Origin of the sequence: Shigella sonnei (assembly GCF_002950395.1) — a bacterium.
GTDB lineage: Bacteria > Pseudomonadota > Gammaproteobacteria > Enterobacterales > Enterobacteriaceae > ECMA0423.
Genome location: NZ_CP026802.1, coordinates 2,620,788 through 2,640,784 on the forward strand (window position 1 = coordinate 2,620,788; position 19,997 = coordinate 2,640,784).

The window sequence follows — 19,997 nt, forward strand, 5'->3', positions numbered from 1 at the left end:
TTTTTAGCTCAAGGTATGGGTTACTTCCTGAATTTTGTCACCATCCAGCTCATGTTCAAAGCTGCGCAGACGTTTGTAGATAGACATCAACTCAACCAGTGTGGTCCATGAGTTAATCAGGTACTGGAAAGCACCGCGAACCTGACCAAAAACGTTGGTAATCTGCGTCATCAGGCCGAGCGTAATCGTACCGGCAACAATTGACGGAAACAGCAAGAACAAACCGAAAACGTTATCGACCTGCAAATAGAGAATGCGGGCGATGTTGAAATACATATAGTGAAAATAGAGGCGAAAATAGTTTTTCCGTACGGCGCTAAACAGCTCGCGTACCGTAGGCGGCGTCGCGCGCGTGGCATCGTCTTCACCATAAACCAGCTCTTTACGGTAGGCGGCCTCTACTCGCTGGTTTTTAAACTCCAGCCCCGGCAGTTTGATCCCTACCACTGCCAGCCATCCGGTCCCCATCAGCGACCAGACGATAGCGGCAATCACCAGACCATACGGAATGTGCCCGATAATCGGCAGCTCCGGCACATGCGCGGAGAGCGTTACCAGCACCGGCAGGAAGGCGATCAACGTCATGATGGCGTTGATAAAACTGACGCCCATATTCTCCAGCGTTGAAGCAAAACGCATGGTGTCTTCCTGCACACGCTGTGCGGCACCTTCGATATGACGCAGTTGTTGCCAGTTCGCCATGTAATATTCGTTCATCGCCGTACGCCAGCGGAACACATAGTGACTGACAAAGAAGTTGTTCAGTACACTGATCACCACCGCGATCAGCGCAATCCCCAGAAAGACGCCCACTTCGCGGTAAAATTGTTCGATAGTGACTTTATGCGGCGAACTTAGCGCGGTTTGAATCAAATCATAGAACGGTGCATACCAGGCGTTGACGGCGACCCCGACTTCCACCAAAAACCAGGTGACGAAGATGATCAGTGCAGTACCGAGTATTGACCAGTATTGCCAACGGTGCGGGCTGTAGATAAACCAGAAAAATGCAAAAAGTCCTACGCAAACAATGTAGTAAGCGTAAAAAATCAGGAAATCCAACGACCAGAAACGCGCGGCGCTAATCGGGATCTGCCCGGAAGCGCCGGTGATACGCGCCACCCAGTCTCCCCCACCGGCTTGCCAGAAGATAACGGCAATCAATGCCCAAACAAAGGCCGAGAGAAAAAACGCTCCCGGCTTTGGGAAAAAAGACTTAAACATATGCACTCCTGCTAACTTCTTATCGTTTTAACAACTGCTGTGTATTAACCGCATGACCACTACAAAGCGTCAGCCAAATGAAACCGCCCATTGTGACCCATAGCAAGGCGCTTAGTTCGCCAGCCTGACCATAAGAATTGTTTCGACGGATTTCACAAACCAAAGATTGTTTACATAAGCGGATTAACACGCGCAGGATCACAAATGCAGGCATTGGTGAGCAGGAAAAAGATCGTGTTTACGCGCCGTTACGTTTTTAACACTATTATTGCACTAATTCGCCCTTTGCAATCCATCAATGAGTAGTATAAATACGCTCAGTTACCTTCATTCAATCTATGGACACCACCGTTGAAACGTAGTCTGCTTTTTTCTGCCGTGCTGTGTGCGGCGTCATTGACCTCCGTCCATGCGGCGCAGCCGATCACTGAACCGGAGTTTGCCTCTGATATTGTCGATCGTTATGCCGATCATATTTTTTACGGCAGCGGTGCAACGGGGATGGCGCTGGTTGTTATCGACGGTAACCAGCGCGTCTTTCGTAGTTATGGCGAAACGCGACCTGGTAATAACGTTCGCCCGCAGCTGGATTCGGTCGTGCGTATTGCTTCCCTCACCAAACTAATGACCAGTGAAATGCTGGTGAAATTGCTCGACCAGGGGACCGTAAAGTTAAACGATCCGCTAAGTAAATATGCTCCGCCAGGCGCACGCGTGCCGACCTACAATGGGACGCCCATTACCCTAGTGAATCTGGCAACCCATACCAGCGCCCTGCCCCGTGAACAGCCCGGTGGCGCGGCACATCGTCCGGTGTTTGTCTGGCCAACGCGCGAGCAACGCTGGAAATACCTTTCTACGGCGAAGCTGAAAGCCGCGCCAGGCAGTCAGGCGGCGTACTCTAACCTTGCGTTCGACCTGCTGGCAGATGCACTGGCGAATGCGTCCGGCAAGCCTTATACCCAGTTGTTTGAAGAGCAGATTACCCGTCCATTGGGGATGAAAGACACCACCTACACCCCCTCACCGGATCAGTGCCGCCGTTTAATGGTTGCTGAGCGCGGTGCCAGTCCGTGCAATAACACGCTGGCGGCAATTGGCAGCGGCGGCGTCTATTCCACGCCTGGCGATATGATGCGCTGGATGCAGCAGTATTTGTCATCTGATTTTTATCAGCGCAGTAACCAGGCAGATCGCATGCAGACGTTGATTTATCAGCGCGCGCAGTTTACGAAAGTGATTGGCATGGATGTCCCCGGCAAAGCGGATGCGCTTGGTTTAGGCTGGGTATATATGGCCCCGAAAGAGGGTCGTCCGGGGATTATTCAGAAGACAGGCGGTGGTGGCGGTTTCATTACCTATATGGCGATGATCCCGCAGAAGAATATTGGCGCGTTTGTGGTGGTCACTCGTTCGCCGTTGACGCGCTTTAAAAATATGAGCGATGGCATCAATGATCTGGTGACCGAGCTAAGCGGGAATAAACCGTTGGTTATCCCCGCATCCTGATTAATACTCTGAAGGCAAACGGTTGATAGCGACCAGTTTGCCTTTATTCATTTCGATATAGCCGCCTTTACGCAAAGCAGCGAGAACTTCTGCGACGACAGAACGCGATATGCGTGTACGTTGATGGATATAATTCATCACACCAATACGTGATCGCAATTCTTCATTCCAGTCAATCATTGATAATAATGTTGCGCGGATTTGTTCGTAGGAATTATGCCCAATGAGCTGCACGTCGCGTAATTCCAGAATTCTATTTTGCCAGGCTAACCAGTAAAAAGCGTCTCGCCAGAGTTGATTTTGTTCAATAAGCGTAATGGTTTGTTTGGCTGGTAGATGATATCCCGTACAATTTCCTTCTGATATTAATTTGTATGGTATATCGTTTTTCATTAAACCATCAGCCAGCCCCATAATATAAGGGGCCTGGGTAATACCGATAAGTACGTTTTCTTCTCTACGCAGAGAGATAACTCCCTCTAAAATAACGAAAGTATCTTCGTTATTGACATCACTGGAAAATATAACTTGCTTTTCATTATTAAACTCGAAGCGCGTACCGTATCTGGACAAACATTTATCGAGCTTACCAAATTCCTGAAGAGGTTTAACTACAGATAACATTTGCGCGTCCTTTGCAGTAATGCCCGTCAAATCCTTGACGGGCATTATTTAGATTAAATTACCAGTATTTCTTCGGAGTGAAGAATATTACCAGGTATATTTAACACCCACGTTCGCGGACCAGTCTTGATCTACGTCACCACCACCGAGGTAGTTAGCATCGGTATAGGCGCTGAAGTTCTTGGTGAAGCTGAACTGAGTACCCAGACCAACACGTACCGCAGACCCTTCAGTACCGTTATCGATGGAATCACCGTTCACATCGTTATCGTTGTTAGAGTCGTCGTAGACGTAAGCCAGTTTGAAGTACGGAGTCAGAGCCTGATCTTCGCTGTAGGTGAAGGTATAACCTGCATCTACACCCAGTTCATAACGCATGCTGTCGTAAGACTGACCGTCAACTTTCATGTCGTTGCTCAGCTGGTAGTCATCACCAGACTGGAACAGACCAGAAACGCTGCCGTAAGGAGTCACGTAACCAGCATCACCCAGTTTGAAGTCGTAACCGGCTTTCAAGCCGAAGCCCCAAGCGTCGGAGTTGGTGCTACCGTCAACGTAAGTACCGTTGCTCATGGTTGCAGACAGGTCGTTGTTGAAGTGAGAGTAGCTCAAGCTACCATCAACAAAGACGTTGTTCGCGAAGTGAGCAGAAGAGTAGATGTAGGCAGTCTGGCTGTCTTGATCTACCTGACCAGAACGGTCATTCATGTCACCTTTAGCGAAGCCTGCAGCCGCACCGACGATCCACTTAGCGTTGTTACCGTCAACTTTGGTATCAACACCGACCATGATGCCGTTAACATCCTGATCATAGTTGATGGTGCCGTTGTCGCCGTTGAAGTTACCACCGAAGTAGCTTACCCATGCGCCGCCGTTATCAGCCAGGCCATGACGAGAGTTGGTCAGACGAGTACCAACGGTGTCTTGTTCCAGGTTCCAGATATTGGTGTTCGCAGACGGGATGCTCAGCGCCATGTTAGCGTAGTCGGTCAGCTCCATCTGTTGCAGAACAACGGTGTTACCGCGCTGTTCAGCCTGATAGGTGTATGCACCCAGGTCAGCTTTGTTAGCAGCAGAGAAGGTCGCGTTGGTTTTGGTATCATCGATATAGATGAGCTGCTTACCTGCGTAATCAGCAATCGCACCAGCGCCAGTGGAGTTGTCGATACGAACTTTGTAGTTACCGGTTGCAGCTACAACGTTGTCTGCAGAGCTGTTGTCAACTTCGTCGCCATTGTTAATGTCGTTGTTACCATTAACGGTCAAGTGACCATCAGAGTTCATCGCAATAACACCATAACCGTAGTTAGCTTTGCTGGTGTCGTTGGTACGATCGTTGACGAGGTCTGCATTCAGGATGTAATCATTACTATGAATGTCAAACACACCTGCGTAAACATTACCGTTGTTATCTTTAACGTTGCCACTGGTCAGTTCCAGAGTATCAGTTGCAAATACGCTGGAGATGTCATTCATGTTGGTGTTTACATCCAGCACACCACCGTTAGTAACGGTAATGGTATTGGCATACAGCGGTGCATATGCCCAAGCTGAAGCAGTATCTTCACCGAAGTTAACGGTTGAGAAGGTATCAATGGTCAGGTGATCGGTGTTAACTTCACCGTTAACTTCCATTGAAGAACCACCGTTCAGAGTGATGGTGTCAGAAGTCAGAGAAGAATCTGCACTCACGTTAACCTGAGAACCGCTGTTGATCGCCAGGGTATCGATCAGGGAAGTTTTCGTGGTTTCCCAATCAGAACCGTTGTTCAGAACAACATCGAATACGCCGCTCTGGAATGCGTTAGCGTTATCAACACGATTCCAGCCATCTTCAGAGTAAGAAGCGTACGGGTTCAGGCTGTTTGGTGCAACGTCGTAGAAGGCTTCGTCAGCAACAACAACGTCATAATCAATATTCGCTGAACCAACCCATTTGGTGTTGTTCAGAGTCAGGTTCAGGTGATCGACGTTCTGATCGTCAGTTGCCCAACCGCCATGAGTGTAAGCAGTGGTAGAGTTGTCAATCAGGTGACCCGTCGCGTCAAAGTTAGCGTTCCAGGTACTGTCAAATACAACGTCACCAAGCAACTGAGAGTTGTTGAACGTAACGTTGTTGACCATACGATAATCAGAAGTGTCATCATCGATGAAGGCTAACGCAACATCATCAGCAGGAGATGCGCCATTGCCGTAGTCACTTGGTTCAACAGAATTGCCGAAATGACCACGATCTGATTGTTCGTCTTCAGTCCATGAACCAGAAGTTACAGTAGAGTCATTAACAACGATGTTGTTGTCCCACTGATGACCTTCGGTATTGTAGGTCGCATTACCGAGGTCGTGTTGAACCAAAGTAATACCTGCAACATGGGAGTTGTTGCTGATGTTGATGTTACTTTCAACATCCAGAGTCACAGCGGTACCAAGACCAGCGGTTACCAAACGATCATAATCTGTCTTAGATGTTTTACCGTCTGCATCCAGATAAGTATCGGTGAAGTAGAAGGCGTCAAAATCATCGTCAATAGTAGAATTAGCGATGTTCAGAGTGAAGATGTCGCCATCAACCCAGTCGTGGCCAGTATAATCGCTACCGTTGGTCCAGACGTAGTCGCCATAACCAACCTGGTAAGATGTAACCATACCATGAACAATTGAGTTGGAGATGTTCAGTGTATTACCGGTATCTGTGCCATAATCGTGGTTCAGATAATAAGTAGAAATTACACCATTTACAGTGTCGCCGCTGAAAGTGGTATCAAAGTAACCATCAGCTGCGTGGTCATATACATAACCACCGTAAGTCAGATAATCGTGATCAATTTTAGTGCTGTCACCCCAATTGTAGATGGTGGCTGCGTCATCGTGATACCCGAAGGTGTTATAAGTAGCTGCATTAGCCTGAGAGGTGATAGCCAGAGTGCAAGCCAATGCTAATTGTGATACTACAAGTTTCTTTTTCCAGGAGTGCATTTGTCATCCCTCCTCAGGGACGTAATAAGTTGATCCATCAATTATCAATGCATAGAAAACATATTATGTTTCGCGCTAACGATTATGCTGCGTTACAGACGAATGGTTCAATTATTCTTTCCCCTAAGTCCGAATGTGGACATATATAATTTATGGAGAAAAACACGCATCAAATTGATAAAAGGACGATATTTCAACATGTTGCAGATAATGTTATTTTTGATACATACGCGTTATAAATATCAAAAACACAAACCAGATAAATATCTTATCAATATACAACAAAGTTTGAATTATTCAATTTATAGCAGCACAACCAAACGCCAAAAAAATAATAACCAAGAGCTATAAATAAAGATTAAAAATATTTTCAGTGAATATGAAATTATTGCTATTTCTATTACAAAGATGTCCTGGTCTCTCTTTCATTCTCTTCTTGTCAACATCGCGACAACTTTCGTAAAACACTCCTGCCCCGCTTCAGGTATACTGTGCACCTTAATTCCACAAACATCAGGCAGACCATGACAGACTTAATCCAACGCCCTCGTCGCCTACGCAAATCTCCTGCGCTGCGCGCTATGTTTGAAGAGACAACACTTAGCCTTAACGACCTGGTGTTGCCGATCTTTGTTGAAGAAGAAATTGACGACTACAAAGCCGTTGAAGCCATGCCAGGCGTGATGCGCATTCCAGAGAAACATCTGGCACGCGAAATTGAACGCATCGCCAACGCCGGTATCCGTTCCGTAATGACTTTTGGCATCTCTCACCATACCGATGAAACCGGCAGCGACGCCTGGCGGGAAGATGGACTGGTGGCGCGTATGTCGCGCATCTGCAAGCAGACTGTGCCAGAAATGATCGTCATGTCAGACACTTGTTTCTGTGAATACACTTCTCACGGTCACTGCGGTGTGCTGTGCGAGCATGGCGTCGACAACGACGCGACTCTGGAAAATTTAGGCAAGCAAGCCGTGGTTGCAGCTGCTGCAGGCGCAGACTTCATCGCCCCTTCCGCCGCGATGGACGGCCAGGTACAGGCGATTCGTCAGGCGCTGGACGCTGCAGGCTTTAAAGATACGGCGATTATGTCGTATTCGACCAAGTTCGCCTCTTCCTTTTATGGCCCGTTCCGTGAAGCTGCCGGAAGCGCATTAAAAGGCGACCGCAAAAGCTATCAGATGAACCCAATGAACCGTCGCGAGGCGATTCGTGAATCACTGCTGGATGAAGCCCAGGGCGCAGACTGCCTGATGGTTAAACCTGCTGGAGCGTACCTCGACATCGTGCGTGAGCTGCGTGAACGTACTGAATTGCCGATTGGCGCGTATCAGGTGAGCGGTGAGTACGCGATGATTAAGTTCGCCGCGCTGGCGGGTGCTATAGATGAAGAGAAAGTCGTGCTCGAAAGCTTAGGTTCAATTAAGCGTGCGGGTGCGGATCTGATTTTCAGCTACTTTGCGCTGGATTTGGCTGAGAAGAAGATTCTGCGTTAATTTTTTTCCTCTCAGAAAGGGGGAGTTAACCTGTTGAAAGTACGGTGAACGCCCCCTCACCCTAACCCTCTCCCCAAGGGGGCGAGGGAACCGTCCGCACTCGTATCACCCCGCCCGATAAAACGGTTTATCCCCAAGGATCGTCGCCCGATGCATAATCCGCCGCTGTGGCAGGTAATCGGCATTGGCATAGTGCTGAGTCACGCGGTTATCCCAAATCGCAATATCATTCGGTTGCCAGCGCCAACGCACCTGAAACTCCGGTTTAGTGATATGGGCGAATAAAAAGCCTAACAAGGCTTCGCTCTCTTTCTCGCTGACATCGACAATTCGCGTAGTAAAGCCTTCATTCACAAACAGCGCCTGTTTACCGCTCACCGGATGCGTTCGCACCACCGGATGTAGCAACGGAGGATTTTTCGCGACCGCCTCGCGCCAGCGTTGATGTTCCTCCTCGGTTTTGCGGTATTTGTATTCCGGGAACGATTTACGGAAATCATGCTCCGCACGCAGCCCGCTCAGCAGCTGGCGGAAGGGAACAGAGAGCGCCTCATAGGCCGCAATACCGCTGGTCCAGAGCGTATCACCGCCGGTCGAAGGTAACTCTTTAGCTGCCAGAATCGCCCCTGCGGGTGGCGTTTCAATAAATGTCACATCGGTATGCCAGTTGTCGTTATCCGGCGGATTATCGTTATGGGTATCCAGCACGATGATCTCGTCAACCCCTTCGGCATGAGGGTAAACAGGGTGAATATGCAGTTCGCCAAAACGCTGGGCCAGCGCGCGTTGCTGCTGCGGCGTAATAGCTTGATCGCGCAGAAATACCACCTGATAGCGCAGCACCGCATGGTAAAGCTGTTCAAACTGATTATCGCTTAACGGGCGCGTCAGGTCGGCACCCGAAATTTGTGCGCCGATATACGGCCCCAGCGGGGTAATACTCAGACGTTCACTCATTGTACTTCTCCATGCCAGGGCGTCAGACGGCGCTGTAACGCGCGCAGACCCAGTTCTAAAAGAAAGGCGATAATCGCAATCACCGCGATCCCCGCCAGTACCACGTCAGTCGCGAGAAATTCACCCGCTGACTGAACCATAAATCCTAAACCGCGTGTCGCGGCAATCAGCTCCGCCGCTACCAGCGTAGACCAGCCCACACCCAGACCAATGCGTAATCCGGTGAGGATTTCCGGCAGCGCGCCGGGCAAAATGACAAACCACAGCACCTGCGCACGGCTGGCACCCAGCGACTGGGCGGCACGAATGCGAACCTGCTGCGCGCTTTTCACCCCCGCCAGCACCGACATCGCCACCGGTGCAAAAATCGCTAAATAGATCAATAAGATCTTCGAGGTTTCACCAATACCAAACCAGATCACCATCAGCGGCAAATAAGCCAGCGGCGGCACCGGACGATAAAGTTCGATTACCGGATCCAGAATGCCGCGCACCGTCGGGCTTAGCCCCATGGCGATCCCGACCGGAATACCGATCACCACCGCCGCGAGTAGCGCCAGCACAATGCGCGTCAGGCTGGCTGCCAGATGCTGCCACAGCGTGGCGTCCATAAATCCCTGCGGTCCGGCAATGGTGAGCAGTTTTGCCAGTACTTGTTGCGGCGGCGGCAAAAACAGCGGGCTAATCAGTTGCAGCGCCGCCACCGTCCACCATACAGTGAGTAAAACCGCTAACGTGCCAATGCTTAAGGTCACCTGACGCGAGAGCGGCCAGCGCCATTTCAGCCGCCGCGAATGCAGTTTTTCATTAATGAGCACACTCATGAGAACGCCTCCCGTTGCTCAAATACGCGGCTTAAAACATATTCGCGCATGGCGATGAATTGTGGATCGGACTTGATGCTGCGGCTCGACTCTCCCGCAACAAAGCGGCGAGCAAAGTTGAGCGGCAGCCGCTCCAGCACACGGCCAGGGCCGGATGAAAGCAGAACCAGTTCAGTCGCCATAAACACCGCTTCTTCTATATCGTGGGTAATCAACAGCACCTGCTTGCCCGTCTCCTGCCAGAGTTTCAGCAGCAGAGTTTGCATCTGGTCGCGGGTGAAGGCGTCCAGCGCACCAAACGGTTCGTCGAGTAATAACAGCTGGGGATTCGCCGCCAGCGCGCGGGCAATCCCCACCCGCTGACGTTGACCACCGGAAAGCTGCCAGATATAGCGTTTTTCTGCGCCTTCCAGCCCCACTTTTTTCAGCATCTGGTGCGCGATTTCCAGTCGCTGCATTTTCTCTATACCTGCCAATTGCAGGCCGAACGCCACGTTGTCCTGTACATTGCGCCACGGTAGTAGCCCTTCATTCTGAAAAACCACCCCGCGCTCTGCTCCCGGTCCCTCAATACGCTTACCCGCCAGTTGAATGCTGCCATGCTGATAAGGCACAAAACCGGCAATCAGATTCAGCAGGGTGGTTTTACCGCAGCCGGACGGCCCCAGCACCACCAGTAGCTCGCCGCTTTCCAGCGTCAGGTTGATATCTTCCAGTGCCGGTTTGCCGCCATAATCGGCATAGAGATGAGAGATTTGCAGCATCTGCGCCTCCTTTTATTGCACGAAGCGCGAGGTAACGTACTGGCTGTAATCATTCGCTACAGCCGGGACCTTGCCCTGCTCTTTCAAAAACTGCGCGGTGTCGATGATTGCTTTGTTCACCGGTCCGGTCAGTTCTGCCGTTTGTTGCTGCGGCGTCAGATAGGTATTCCCCTTCACCAGCCCCGGAACGTCACCTTCCGGCACGCCGCTTAAACGCGCCAGTTTGCTGATGTTTTCCGGCTGTTTCAGCCACGCGTCTGGGTTAGCAATGTACGGTTGCTGAGCATCGATGGCGCTTTTAGCGAACGCTTTCACGACCTCAGGATGTTTCTCGGCAAAATCTTTGCGCACCACCCAGACGTCCAGCGTTGGCGCACCCCACTGCCCGACCTGTTCAGAATCGGTCAACACCTTGCCGTCTTTTTCCAGGGCGTTAACCGCCGGTGCCCAGACATAAGCACCATCAATATCACCCCGCTGCCATGCGGCGATAATCGCGGGCGGCTGCAGGTTCACAATCTCCACTTGCCCTGGTTTAATCCCCCAGTGTTTCAGCGCCGCCAGCAGGCTGTAGTGGGTGGTGGAGATAAACGGTACGGCAATGCGTTTGCCAATCAAATCTTCGGGTTTGCTGATAGTTTTCTTTACCACCAGCGCTTCGGAGTTACCCAGTTTTGACGCCAGCAAGAAGACTTCAATCGGCACCTGTTGGCTGGCTGCAACCGCTAATGGGCTGGAACCGAGGTTGCCGATTTGCACGTCGCCAGAAGCCAGCGCCCGCACGATGCTGGCTCCGCTGTCAAACTTACGCCAGTCCACGCTCGCCCCGCTCTCTTTAGCAAAGGTGTTGTCGGCCTGAGCCACTTTCGCCGGTTCGGCTGAGGTTTGATACGCCACGGTGACGTTCACCGCCTGTGCCTGAAAAGCGATGAATGCCAGTGCGGCAAGAAGTGTGTTACGCGATGAAATTGCCATGATTGTCTGCTCCCCTGTCTTGTTATGGGAGCAGTATTCAGGAATAAAAACATTCATTAAAAGAATTAGTCGTTATCGCACAGATGATTTTATTCTTAGCAAAAAAACGGCAAAGGAAAGATTAAATATGCAATTACTCCGTTCTAACAATTGGGAAAATTACTACACTTCATTTTAGTGATGCATAAACAACCACATTACGAGATTTATTACTTCATTGTTTCTATCAATACATATAATAAAACTATTATATTCGCATTGTATATATCACTGTATCATTCTCAATCACTCGCATATTACATTCACATAATGTATATAAACAATACTTGTTCACAGAACATATTTTTTAAATGCAATTAATTGACAAACTAAATCACATCTAAATACAATGTATAAAACAAAATAACTATACATACCAAACATACAAACACTTAACATATGAATTGCATAAAAACATTACCCAGTCGAACCTCCGGGTCTGAAAGCCCTTGCTTTTCAGTTATTAGCAACATTTAACATTTATAAATTAACATCTGGCTGCGCCAGAGATTACGTCTCTGAGTGCATCGTTGTGCTTGTAGTATAATAAATAAAATGGAGTGTCATTAAGTGGATAAGGTTTTAGATTCAGCCCTCCTTTCTTCGGCAAATAAAAGAAAGGGTATCCTTGCTATTGGCGCACATCCTGACGATATAGAATTAGGCTGTGGCGCATCGCTTGCTCGTCTTGCGCAAAAAGGAATTTATATCGCAGCAGTGGTGATGACTACCGGCAACTCTGGTACAGATGGAATAATCGATCGCCATGAAGAATCGCGCAACGCCCTAAAGATATTAGGGTGCCACCAAACTATTCATCTTAATTTTGCTGACACCCGCGCTCATTTACAGCTCAATGATATGATTTCCGCCCTGGAAGACATCATTAAAAATCAAATTCCTTCTGATGTTGAAATCATGCGGGTATATACCATGCATGATGCCGACCGCCATCAGGATCATCTCGCTGTTTATCAAGCTTCAATGGTTGCCTGCCGCACTATTCCACAAATTCTCGGCTACGAAACCCCAAGTACCTGGCTTTCATTTATGCCTCAGGTTTTTGAATCCGTTAAAGAAGAATATTTCACAGTCAAACTTGCTGCATTAAAAAAACATAAAAGCCAGGAACGACGTGATTATATGCGTCATGATCGCCTGCGTGCAGTTGCACAATTTCGCGGGCAACAGGTCAATAGCGATCTGGGTGAAGGCTTTGTAATTCATAAAATGATTCTTTGAGCAAATTGCATGAAAACCTGGATATTTATCTGTATGTCCATAGCAATGTTGCTATGGTTTTTAAGTACGCTAAGACGTAAACCCAGTCAAAAGAAAGGCTGTATTGACGCCATTATACCTGCGTATAACGAAGGCCCGTGTCTGGCGCAGTCACTGGATAATCTACTGCGTAACCCTTATTTTTGCCGGGTAATTTGCGTTAACGACGGCTCCACGGACAATACCGAAGCGGTCATGGCGGAAGTCAAACGCAAATGGGGCGACCGCTTTGTTGCCGTCACGCAAAAAAATACCGGTAAAGGTGGTGCGCTGATGAATGGCCTCAATTATGCCACCTGCGACCAGGTTTTTTTAAGTGATGCCGACACCTATGTTCCGCCCGATCAAGACGGAATGGGCTATATGCTGGCAGAAATTAAGCGCGGTGCTGATGCCGTAGGCGGCATTCCCTCTACTGCGTTGAAAGGCGCGGGGCTGTTACCGCACATCCGCGCGACCGTAAAGTTGCCGATGATTGTTATGAAGCGCACGCTACAGCAGCTCCTGGGCGGCGCACCGTTTATTATCAGCGGTGCCTGCGGAATGTTCCGTACTGATGTATTGCGTAAGTTCGGTTTCTCGGATCGTACTAAAGTCGAAGACCTTGATCTCACCTGGACATTAGTGGCAAACGGCTACCGTATTCGGCAGGCGAATCGCTGCATCGTATACCCACAGGAATGCAACAGTCCGCGTGAGGAGTGGCGTCGCTGGCGGCGTTGGATTGTGGGCTACGCGGTCTGTATGCGCCTGCATAAAAGGCTTTTATTTAGCCGCTTCGGTATCTTCAGTATATTTCCTATGCTGTTGGTTGTGATTTATGGCGTTGGGATTTATCTCACTACCTGGTTTAATGAATTCATCACCACCGGGCCGCATGGTGTGGTGTTGGCAATGTTTCCGCTTATCTGGATCGGCGTAGTTTGTGTTATTGGTGCTTTTAGCGCCTGGTTTCATCGTTGCTGGTTGTTGGTGCCTTTAGCGCCGCTTTCCGTTGTGTATGTATTATTAGCTTATGCCATCTGGATTATCTATGGACTTATTGCCTTTTTTACTGGACGCGAACCTCAGCGCGACAAACCCACCCGCTATTCCGCACTGGTGGAAGCGTCAACCGCTTATTCCCAACCTTCTGTCACAGGAACTGAAAAACTATCTGAAGCTTAATGTTAAAGAGAAAAATTATTCAGATTGCAGACCAGGTAATTATTGATGAAACTGCAGGTGAAGTTGTTATCGGCGCGAATACCCGTATTTGTCATGGTGCCGTTATTCAGGGTCCGGTAGTGATTGGCGCAAACTGCCTGATAGGTAATTATGCGTTTATTCGTCCTGGCACAATAATCAGCAATGGTGTAAAAATTGGTTTTGCCACCGAAATTAAAAATGCGGTTATTGAAGCGGAAGCAACGATTGGTCCGCAATGTTATATTGCCGACTCGGTAGTTGCAAACCAGGCATATTTGGGCGCACAAGTACGTACCAGTAATCATCGTCTGGATGAACAGCCTGTGTCTGTTCGAACTCCAGAGGGAATTATCGCTACCGGATGCGATAAATTAGGTTGTTATATCGGGCAGCGTTCACGCCTTGGCGTACAAGTTATTATTTTGCCTGGGCGAATTATTTCCCCGAACACGCAACTTGGCCCGCGCGTGATTGTAGAACGTAATTTACCTACCGGAACTTATTCACTCCGACAAGAACTTATCCGTACAGGAGATTAAAATGATAAAACGGACGTTATTAGCGGCGGCCATTTTTAGCGCATTGCCCGCTTATGCCGGGTTAACTTCCATTACCGCGGGCTACGATTTTACCGATTATTCTGGCGATCATGGCAACCGTAATTTAGCGTATGCTGAACTGGTGGCGAAAGTTGAAAACGCAACGCTGCTTTTTAATCTTTCCCAGGGGCGTCGTGATTATGAAACTGAACATTTCAATGCCACTCGCGGTCAGGGTGCGGTCTGGTATAAATGGAATAACTGGCTGACAACCCGAACGGGTATTGCCTTTGCGGATAATACGCCGGTCTTTGCCCGCCAGGATTTTCGTCAGGATATTAACCTGGCCCTGTTGCCAAAAACGCTTTTCACGACCGGTTATCGCTACACTAAATATTACGATGATGTCGAAGTCGATGCCTGGCAAGGCGGCGTATCACTCTATACTGGCCCGGTGATCACCAGCTACCGCTATACCCATTATGACTCCAGCGATGCAGGTGGTAGTTATAGCAATATGATTTCCGTGCGTCTGAATGACCCGCGCGGCACTGGTTATACGCAACTATGGCTAAGCCGCGGAACAGGCGCTTACACCTATGACTGGACGCCAGAAACACGCTACGGCAGCATGAAGAGCGTCAGTTTGCAACGTATTCAACCGCTGACTGAGCAACTTAATCTCGGGCTGACGGCAGGTAAAGTGTGGTACGACACCCCAACCGATGATTATAACGGTCTGCAACTTGCAGCCCATCTGACCTGGAAATTCTGATTGCTTCTGCCGCCCGCTATCCGGGGCGGCCTTCCCTGCCGATTAGCCCCACTCCCTTTCCTCGTTGTTTTCCGACCACATTCACCGGATAAATTTTATTCTCCAGCGTTATATACTATAGGGAGGTATGCATTGACATATAGCATACCTCCCTATAGTATATTGCGTGCAGATGATGAGGTGCGAAATGCCCAGTACTCCGGAAGAGAAGAAAAAGGTCCTTACTCGAGTTCGTCGTATTCGGGGGCAGATTGATGCTCTGGAACGGTCGCTGGAGGGTGATGCCGAATGCCGTGCCATACTCCAACAGATCGCTGCCGTTCGGGGCGCGGCTAACGGGCTGATGGCAGAAGTGCTTGAAAGCCATATCCGGGAAACGTTTGACCGAAATGACTGCTACAGCCGCGAAGTCAGCCAATCCGTTGACGACACTATTGAACTGGTTCGAGCCTATCTTAAATAGCTGAATCTATTACCATATTGAGGAAGAGCGAGAGATGAAATCACGTGCTGCCGTTGCATTTGCTCCCGGTAAACCGCTGGAAATCGTTGAAATTGACGTTGCACCACCGAAAAAAGGTGAAGTGCTGATTAAAGTCACCCATACCGGCGTTTGCCATACCGACGCATTTACCCTCTCCGGGGATGACCCGGAAGGTGTATTCCCGGTGGTTCTCGGTCACGAAGGGGCCGGCGTTGTGGTTGAAGTCGGTGAAGGCGTAACCAGCGTCAAACCTGGCGACCATGTGATCCCGCTTTACACCGCGGAGTGCGGCGAGTGTGAGTTCTGTCGTTCTGGCAAAACTAACCTCTGTGTTGCGGTTCGCGAAACCCAGGGTAAAGGCTTGATGCCAGACGGCACCACCCGTTTTTCTTACAACGGGCAGCCGCTTTATCACTACATGGGGTGCTCTACATTCAGTGAATACACCGTGGTCGCGGAAGTGTCTCTGGCCAAAATTAATCCAGAAGCAAACCATGAACACGTCTGCCTGCTGGGCTGTGGCGTGACCACCGGTATTGGCGCGGTGCACAACACAGCTAAAGTCCAGCCAGGTGATTCTGTTGCCGTGTTTGGTCTTGGCGCGATTGGTCTGGCAGTGGTTCAGGGCGCGCGTCAGGCGAAAGCGGGACGGATTATCGCTATCGATACCAACCCGAAGAAATTCGATCTGGCGCGTCGCTTCGGTGCTACCGACTGCATTAACCCGAATGACTACGACAAACCGATTAAAGATGTCCTGCTGGATATCAACAAATGGGGTATCGACCATACCTTTGAATGCATCGGTAACGTCAACGTGATGCGTGCGGCGCTGGAAAGTGCGCACCGCGGCTGGGGTCAGTCGGTGATCATCGGGGTGGCAGGTTCTGGTCAGGAAATCTCCACCCGTCCATTCCAGTTGGTCACTGGTCGCGTATGGAAAGGTTCCGCGTTTGGCGGCGTGAAAGGTCGTTCCCAGTTACCGGGTATGGTTGAAGATGCGATGAAAGGTGATATCGATCTGGAACCGTTTGTCACGCATACCATGAGCCTTGATGAAATTAATGACGCCTTCGACCTGATGCATGAAGGCAAATCCATTCGAACCGTAATTCGTTACTGATTTCCCGCAGGTATACCCCGTCCACTTCAGACGGGGTTCTTAATACTCTCCCCGGGCAGCCGTCCGGGGGATTAACCGTGAGATAATGACTGATGGAACTCATTGAAAAACATGCCAGCTTTGGCGGCTGGCAAAATGTGTATCGGCATTATTCCCAATCACTGAAATGTGAAATGAATGTCGGCGTCTATCTCCCACCAAAAGCCGCGAATGAAAAATTGCCGGTGCTGTACTGGCTTTCAGGCCTGACCTGCAACGAGCAGAATTTCATTACTAAATCGGGGATGCAGCGTTACGCGGCTGAGCACAACATTATTGTTGTTGCGCCGGACACCAGTCCGCGAGGCAGTCATGTCGCAGATGCCGACCGTTACGATCTCGGGCAAGGTGCCGGGTTTTACCTGAACGCAACGCAAGCGCCGTGGAATGAACATTACAAAATGTATGACTATATCCGCAACGAGCTGCCGGATTTAGTGATGCAACATTTTCCGGCAACGACCAGAAAGTCTATCTCTGGTCATTCTATGGGCGGGCTGGGCGCGCTGGTGCTGGCGTTACGTAACCCAGATGAATATGTCAGCGTCTCGGCGTTTTCGCCCATTGTCTCCCCATCGCAAGTACCGTGGGGACAGCAAGCCTTTGCCGCATATCTTGGTGAAAATAAAGATGCCTGGTTGGATTACGATCCGGTGAGTCTTATTTCACAAGGTCAACGCGTTGCGGAAATCATGGTTGATCAGGGGTTGAGTGATGATTTTTACGCGGAACAGCTGCGGACTCCAAATCTTGAAAAGATCTGCCAGGAGATGAATATCAAGACGTTAATCCGTTATCACGAGGGTTACGACCACAGCTATTATTTTGTCTCCAGTTTTATTGGCGAGCATATTGCCTACCACGCCAATAAACTGAATATGCGTTGATAATAGTGCACGACTGCCGGATGCGGCGTGAACGCCTTATCCGGCCTACACTTCGCCCGTAAACCGTAGGCCTGATAAGACGCGCAAAGCGTCGCATCAGGCATGGCGCACGACTGCCGGATGCGGCGTGAACGCCTTATCCGGTCTACACTTCGCCCATAAACCGTAGGCCTGATAAGACGCGCATAGCGTCGCATCAGGCATCTGCGCACGACTTATCTATGTTTACCACATCAAATCATCAGGCACTTTGAAGTCGGCATACGGATCGTCTTCATCCTGCTCTTCGGCACTGAGCGCGCTGTGCAACACAATACTGCTGGCATCACGCTGAGCAATTTTATCGGCAACACTGGCGGGAATAATGGTGTATTCACCTTCGCTATTGTTATCGACCAACAAGCGGGCAATCGCCAGACGACCATTAATCAACTGCGCCTGTGTGAGCTTATCGACAAAAATCTTCTTAATCAGATTGCCGTCAGTGAAGTTAAAACCAATATCGCCATTGGCAATGGTGATTCGGTTCATTTCAATGAGCTGCTTCACCTGGGCTTTATATTCTTTCGCCAACGCCGCTTGTTTTTGCTGTTCGCTAAGCTGTTTATCACGCTCAAGCTGTGCCTTTTTATTTTCTTCTACCGCAGCCCGAGCTTCACGCGCCTGAACGCGCGATTTTTTCGCCGTTCTCTCGACCTTCGCCGCTTTTTTGCTGGTGACTAATCCTGCTTTGAGCAACTGCTCTTGTAAGGTAAGTTTTGCCATTTTTGTTTCCAAACCCGCTGAATAATTTTTAGCGAGTATACCTGTAAACGCCGTGGGTGTATTGGGGGCAAGTCCCTTTCGCCCCTGCTTAATAAGGCGCGTCAGGCATCGGCACACGGCTGCATTCTTGATCTCCGACTCATCAAAATAAACACCGCCAACCCAGCAACAAGAATACCCGGTGCAGAAGCGGCCATTACGCCGACCGTGCCAGTGCCTAATGCCAGCATTTTCCCGGCCAGTAACGGACCGCTCATAGCCCCCAGACGCCCTACCGCCACGGCTGTTCCCACACCTGTTGCGCGGATCTGCGAACTGTAAAACAACGGTGCCAGGGCATACAAAACGCTTTGCCCACCTGTCGCAAACAACCCCGCGACAAATCCCGCCAGCAACATACCGTTAAATGACGACACCGTTCCAAGCGCCAGCAGCGAAGCTAACATGCCGCTATAAATCAGTAGCGACATGGTTACTGGACGCAGCTTATCCATCAATGCGCCCAACATTAACGTCCCGCTTGCCGCCCCCATTTGCAGGGCAAACATCACCCCTGCCGCCTGCGATGGCTGGAATCCTTGCTCCACCAAAAGTAGCGGTAGCCAGTTGATCAACATATAAACCACCAGCAGAGTGAAGAAATAACACAACCACAGCAGCAGCGTCGCGGTTGCCGTTTCTGGCGCAAATAAGGCACGCAGTGGTGGCGCAGCCTGTTTTTCGCCAGCGAAAACCGCTGACTCCGGCAGCCAGCGCATTAATAGCGGCACCAGAATCAACGGCACCACACCACCTACCCAAAACACCGTTTGCCATGCTAAGTTTGCCCCCGCGAAACCCAGTGTCGCCGCCAGCGCCGCGCCAATGGGAACACCGCAATACATCAGGCTCACTGCCGTCCCACGAAAACGTGGACCCGCGGCTTCAGATGTCAGGGCGATAAGATTCGGCAACGCCGCCCCCAGCCCGACACCGGTCATCAGCCGCGCAAAGACCAGTGAGGGGAAATCCCAGGCAATCGCCGTTGCCAGTGAGAACAAACCAAACAGCGCAACTGAGCCAATCAAAATACGCTTACGACCATAACGGTCTGCCAGCATCCCGCCAACCAACGCGCCGGGTAGCAAACCGAGTATTCCGGCGCTAAATATCCAGCCCATTTGCATTTTATCGAGTGCGAAAGCCTGGGCGATGCCACCCGCCGCAATGCCAGCCGCCTGAAGATCCAGCCCTTCCATCAGAGCGACCAAAAAACAAAGCCCGATGGTCAGCATCAGGCGGGATGAAGATGATGAAGGGGTACGAGTCGACATAAGATGAACCTCATTGCGAGTGCAGGTGAATCGCGACTGATACATTGCCAGCCGCGTAATCAGAACTATTTAATGACTGCCTACGGGCGAAATGTAGCGAAATGTAGGCCGGATAAGGCGTTCACGCCGCATCCGGCAGTCGTGCGCAGATGCCTGATGCGACGCTAACGCGTCTTATCAGACCTACAAATTCTCACGCCATCCGTAGGCCG

At 50.1% G+C, this 19,997-nt stretch carries 18 protein-coding genes and 1 pseudogene; 9 read left to right on the forward strand and 10 right to left on the reverse strand.

The window, feature by feature from the left end; all coding sequences use genetic code 11:
• Nucleotides 1-3: 3 nt before the first annotated feature.
• Nucleotides 4-1,224 carry a peptide antibiotic transporter SbmA gene (gene sbmA / locus C1P89_RS13845; protein WP_005140994.1) on the reverse strand — a complete coding sequence of 407 codons (1,221 nt, stop codon included), beginning with the start codon at nt 1,222-1,224 and terminating at the stop codon, nt 4-6.
• A 351-nt stretch (nt 1,225-1,575) separates the two neighbouring features.
• On the opposite strand from sbmA, the gene ampH reads away from it, so the two are divergent.
• Nucleotides 1,576-2,733 (forward strand): D-alanyl-D-alanine-carboxypeptidase/endopeptidase AmpH, encoded by a 1,158-nt coding sequence (gene ampH, locus C1P89_RS13850; protein WP_000830741.1) that lies wholly within the window; start codon nt 1,576-1,578, stop codon nt 2,731-2,733.
• On the opposite strand, the gene iprA is transcribed toward ampH, so the two are convergent.
• Nucleotides 2,734-3,357, reverse strand: coding sequence for a hydrogen peroxide resistance inhibitor IprA (iprA, locus tag C1P89_RS13855; RefSeq protein ID WP_001295335.1), 624 nt, complete (start codon nt 3,355-3,357; stop codon nt 2,734-2,736).
• Between the two features lie 87 nt (nt 3,358-3,444).
• Nucleotides 3,445-6,333, reverse strand: coding sequence for an autotransporter YaiT-related protein (locus C1P89_RS13860; protein ID WP_000556497.1), 2,889 nt, complete (start codon nt 6,331-6,333; stop codon nt 3,445-3,447).
• 524 nt (nt 6,334-6,857) lie between these two features.
• Here C1P89_RS13860 and hemB point away from each other — a divergent pair.
• The gene (gene hemB / locus C1P89_RS13865; RefSeq protein ID WP_001295337.1) at nt 6,858-7,832 is read left to right on the forward strand and encodes a porphobilinogen synthase; all 975 of its coding nucleotides are present in this window, start codon (nt 6,858-6,860) and stop codon (nt 7,830-7,832) included.
• A 105-nt stretch (nt 7,833-7,937) separates the two neighbouring features.
• Here the strand turns inward: hemB and tauD are convergent, their stop codons facing one another.
• From tauD to tauA, 4 genes are read right to left on the reverse strand one after another with little or no spacing between them, the layout of a single operon-like run.
• Nucleotides 7,938-8,789: a taurine dioxygenase gene (gene tauD, locus C1P89_RS13870; RefSeq protein WP_000004057.1), complete on the reverse strand. Its 852-nt coding sequence runs from the start codon at nt 8,787-8,789 to the stop codon at nt 7,938-7,940.
• Nucleotides 8,786-9,613, reverse strand: coding sequence for a taurine ABC transporter permease TauC (tauC, locus tag C1P89_RS13875; protein WP_000114609.1), 828 nt, complete (start codon nt 9,611-9,613; stop codon nt 8,786-8,788). The genes tauD and tauC overlap by 4 nt, the downstream gene beginning before the upstream one ends.
• Nucleotides 9,610-10,377 carry a taurine ABC transporter ATP-binding subunit gene (tauB, locus tag C1P89_RS13880; protein WP_000939375.1) on the reverse strand — a complete coding sequence of 256 codons (768 nt, stop codon included), beginning with the start codon at nt 10,375-10,377 and terminating at the stop codon, nt 9,610-9,612. Before tauB ends, tauC begins: the two co-directional genes overlap by 4 nt.
• A gap of 12 nt (nt 10,378-10,389) precedes the next feature.
• Complete coding sequence (gene tauA / locus C1P89_RS13885) at nt 10,390-11,352, reverse strand: taurine ABC transporter substrate-binding protein (protein WP_001317652.1); 963 nt, start codon at nt 11,350-11,352, stop codon at nt 10,390-10,392.
• A gap of 609 nt (nt 11,353-11,961) precedes the next feature.
• On the opposite strand from tauA, the pseudogene C1P89_RS26480 reads away from it, so the two are divergent.
• Nucleotides 11,962-12,372: pseudogene (locus tag C1P89_RS26480) on the forward strand (PIG-L deacetylase family protein); the annotation flags it as partial.
• A 126-nt stretch (nt 12,373-12,498) separates the two neighbouring features.
• Here C1P89_RS26480 and C1P89_RS26485 read toward each other — a convergent pair.
• The gene (locus C1P89_RS26485) at nt 12,499-12,618 is read right to left on the reverse strand and encodes a hypothetical protein (protein ID WP_122995270.1); all 120 of its coding nucleotides are present in this window, start codon (nt 12,616-12,618) and stop codon (nt 12,499-12,501) included.
• Nucleotides 12,619-12,642: 24 nt separating this feature from the next.
• On the opposite strand from C1P89_RS26485, the gene C1P89_RS13895 reads away from it, so the two are divergent.
• The 6 genes from C1P89_RS13895 (at nt 12,643) to fghA (ending at nt 17,707) form a co-directional block, all read left to right on the forward strand.
• On the forward strand, nt 12,643-13,839 hold the full coding sequence (locus C1P89_RS13895) for a glycosyltransferase family 2 protein (protein ID WP_005140990.1): 1,197 nt from the start codon (nt 12,643-12,645) through the stop codon (nt 13,837-13,839).
• Complete coding sequence (locus C1P89_RS13900) at nt 13,839-14,399, forward strand: LbetaH domain-containing protein (RefSeq protein ID WP_000919694.1); 561 nt, start codon at nt 13,839-13,841, stop codon at nt 14,397-14,399. Before C1P89_RS13895 ends, C1P89_RS13900 begins: the two co-directional genes overlap by 1 nt.
• 1 nt (nt 14,400) lies before the next feature.
• A complete protein-coding gene (locus tag C1P89_RS13905) occupies nt 14,401-15,174 on the forward strand; it encodes a YaiO family outer membrane beta-barrel protein (protein ID WP_000596085.1) in 774 nt (257 codons plus the stop codon).
• Nucleotides 15,175-15,361: 187 nt separating this feature from the next.
• Nucleotides 15,362-15,637, forward strand: coding sequence for a formaldehyde-responsive transcriptional repressor FrmR (gene frmR / locus C1P89_RS13910; protein ID WP_001141271.1), 276 nt, complete (start codon nt 15,362-15,364; stop codon nt 15,635-15,637).
• Nucleotides 15,638-15,671: 34 nt separating this feature from the next.
• Nucleotides 15,672-16,781 (forward strand): S-(hydroxymethyl)glutathione dehydrogenase, encoded by a 1,110-nt coding sequence (gene frmA, locus C1P89_RS13915; RefSeq protein ID WP_000842102.1) that lies wholly within the window; start codon nt 15,672-15,674, stop codon nt 16,779-16,781.
• A 92-nt stretch (nt 16,782-16,873) separates the two neighbouring features.
• Complete coding sequence (fghA, locus tag C1P89_RS13920) at nt 16,874-17,707, forward strand: S-formylglutathione hydrolase (protein WP_000419049.1); 834 nt, start codon at nt 16,874-16,876, stop codon at nt 17,705-17,707.
• Between the two features lie 225 nt (nt 17,708-17,932).
• Here fghA and C1P89_RS13925 read toward each other — a convergent pair whose 3' ends face one another.
• Together C1P89_RS13925 and mhpT are read right to left on the reverse strand one after the other, a co-directional pair.
• Nucleotides 17,933-18,472, reverse strand: coding sequence for a DUF2058 domain-containing protein (locus C1P89_RS13925; RefSeq protein ID WP_001096707.1), 540 nt, complete (start codon nt 18,470-18,472; stop codon nt 17,933-17,935).
• A gap of 101 nt (nt 18,473-18,573) precedes the next feature.
• Nucleotides 18,574-19,785, reverse strand: a complete 1,212-nt coding sequence (gene mhpT, locus C1P89_RS13930; RefSeq protein ID WP_000107624.1) for a 3-(3-hydroxy-phenyl)propionate transporter MhpT — start codon at nt 19,783-19,785, stop codon at nt 18,574-18,576.
• Nucleotides 19,786-19,997: the final 212 nt, after the last annotated feature.

Bases quoted from the DNA above. Each gene is read 5' to 3' on its own strand.
- sbmA (WP_005140994.1), bottom strand. From the start codon at position 1,224: ATGTTTAAGTCTTTTTTCCCAAAGCCGGGAGCGTTTTTTCTCTCGGCC.
- iprA (WP_001295335.1), bottom strand. From the start codon at position 3,357: ATGTTATCTGTAGTTAAACCTCTTCAGGAATTTGGTAAGCTCGATAAA.
- C1P89_RS13860 (WP_000556497.1), bottom strand. From the start codon at position 6,333: ATGCACTCCTGGAAAAAGAAACTTGTAGTATCACAATTAGCATTGGCT.
- hemB (WP_001295337.1), top strand. From the start codon at position 6,858: ATGACAGACTTAATCCAACGCCCTCGTCGCCTACGCAAATCTCCTGCG.
- tauD (WP_000004057.1), bottom strand. From the start codon at position 8,789: ATGAGTGAACGTCTGAGTATTACCCCGCTGGGGCCGTATATCGGCGCA.
- tauC (WP_000114609.1), bottom strand. From the start codon at position 9,613: ATGAGTGTGCTCATTAATGAAAAACTGCATTCGCGGCGGCTGAAATGG.
- tauB (WP_000939375.1), bottom strand. From the start codon at position 10,377: ATGCTGCAAATCTCTCATCTCTATGCCGATTATGGCGGCAAACCGGCA.
- tauA (WP_001317652.1), bottom strand. From the start codon at position 11,352: ATGGCAATTTCATCGCGTAACACACTTCTTGCCGCACTGGCATTCATC.
- C1P89_RS26485 (WP_122995270.1), bottom strand. From the start codon at position 12,618: ATGAATTACAAAGCCTTCACCCAGATCGCTATTGACCTGTTGCCCGCG.
- C1P89_RS13895 (WP_005140990.1), top strand. From the start codon at position 12,643: ATGAAAACCTGGATATTTATCTGTATGTCCATAGCAATGTTGCTATGG.
- C1P89_RS13900 (WP_000919694.1), top strand. From the start codon at position 13,839: ATGTTAAAGAGAAAAATTATTCAGATTGCAGACCAGGTAATTATTGAT.
- C1P89_RS13905 (WP_000596085.1), top strand. From the start codon at position 14,401: ATGATAAAACGGACGTTATTAGCGGCGGCCATTTTTAGCGCATTGCCC.
- frmR (WP_001141271.1), top strand. From the start codon at position 15,362: ATGCCCAGTACTCCGGAAGAGAAGAAAAAGGTCCTTACTCGAGTTCGT.
- frmA (WP_000842102.1), top strand. From the start codon at position 15,672: ATGAAATCACGTGCTGCCGTTGCATTTGCTCCCGGTAAACCGCTGGAA.
- fghA (WP_000419049.1), top strand. From the start codon at position 16,874: ATGGAACTCATTGAAAAACATGCCAGCTTTGGCGGCTGGCAAAATGTG.
- C1P89_RS13925 (WP_001096707.1), bottom strand. From the start codon at position 18,472: ATGGCAAAACTTACCTTACAAGAGCAGTTGCTCAAAGCAGGATTAGTC.
- mhpT (WP_000107624.1), bottom strand. From the start codon at position 19,785: ATGTCGACTCGTACCCCTTCATCATCTTCATCCCGCCTGATGCTGACC.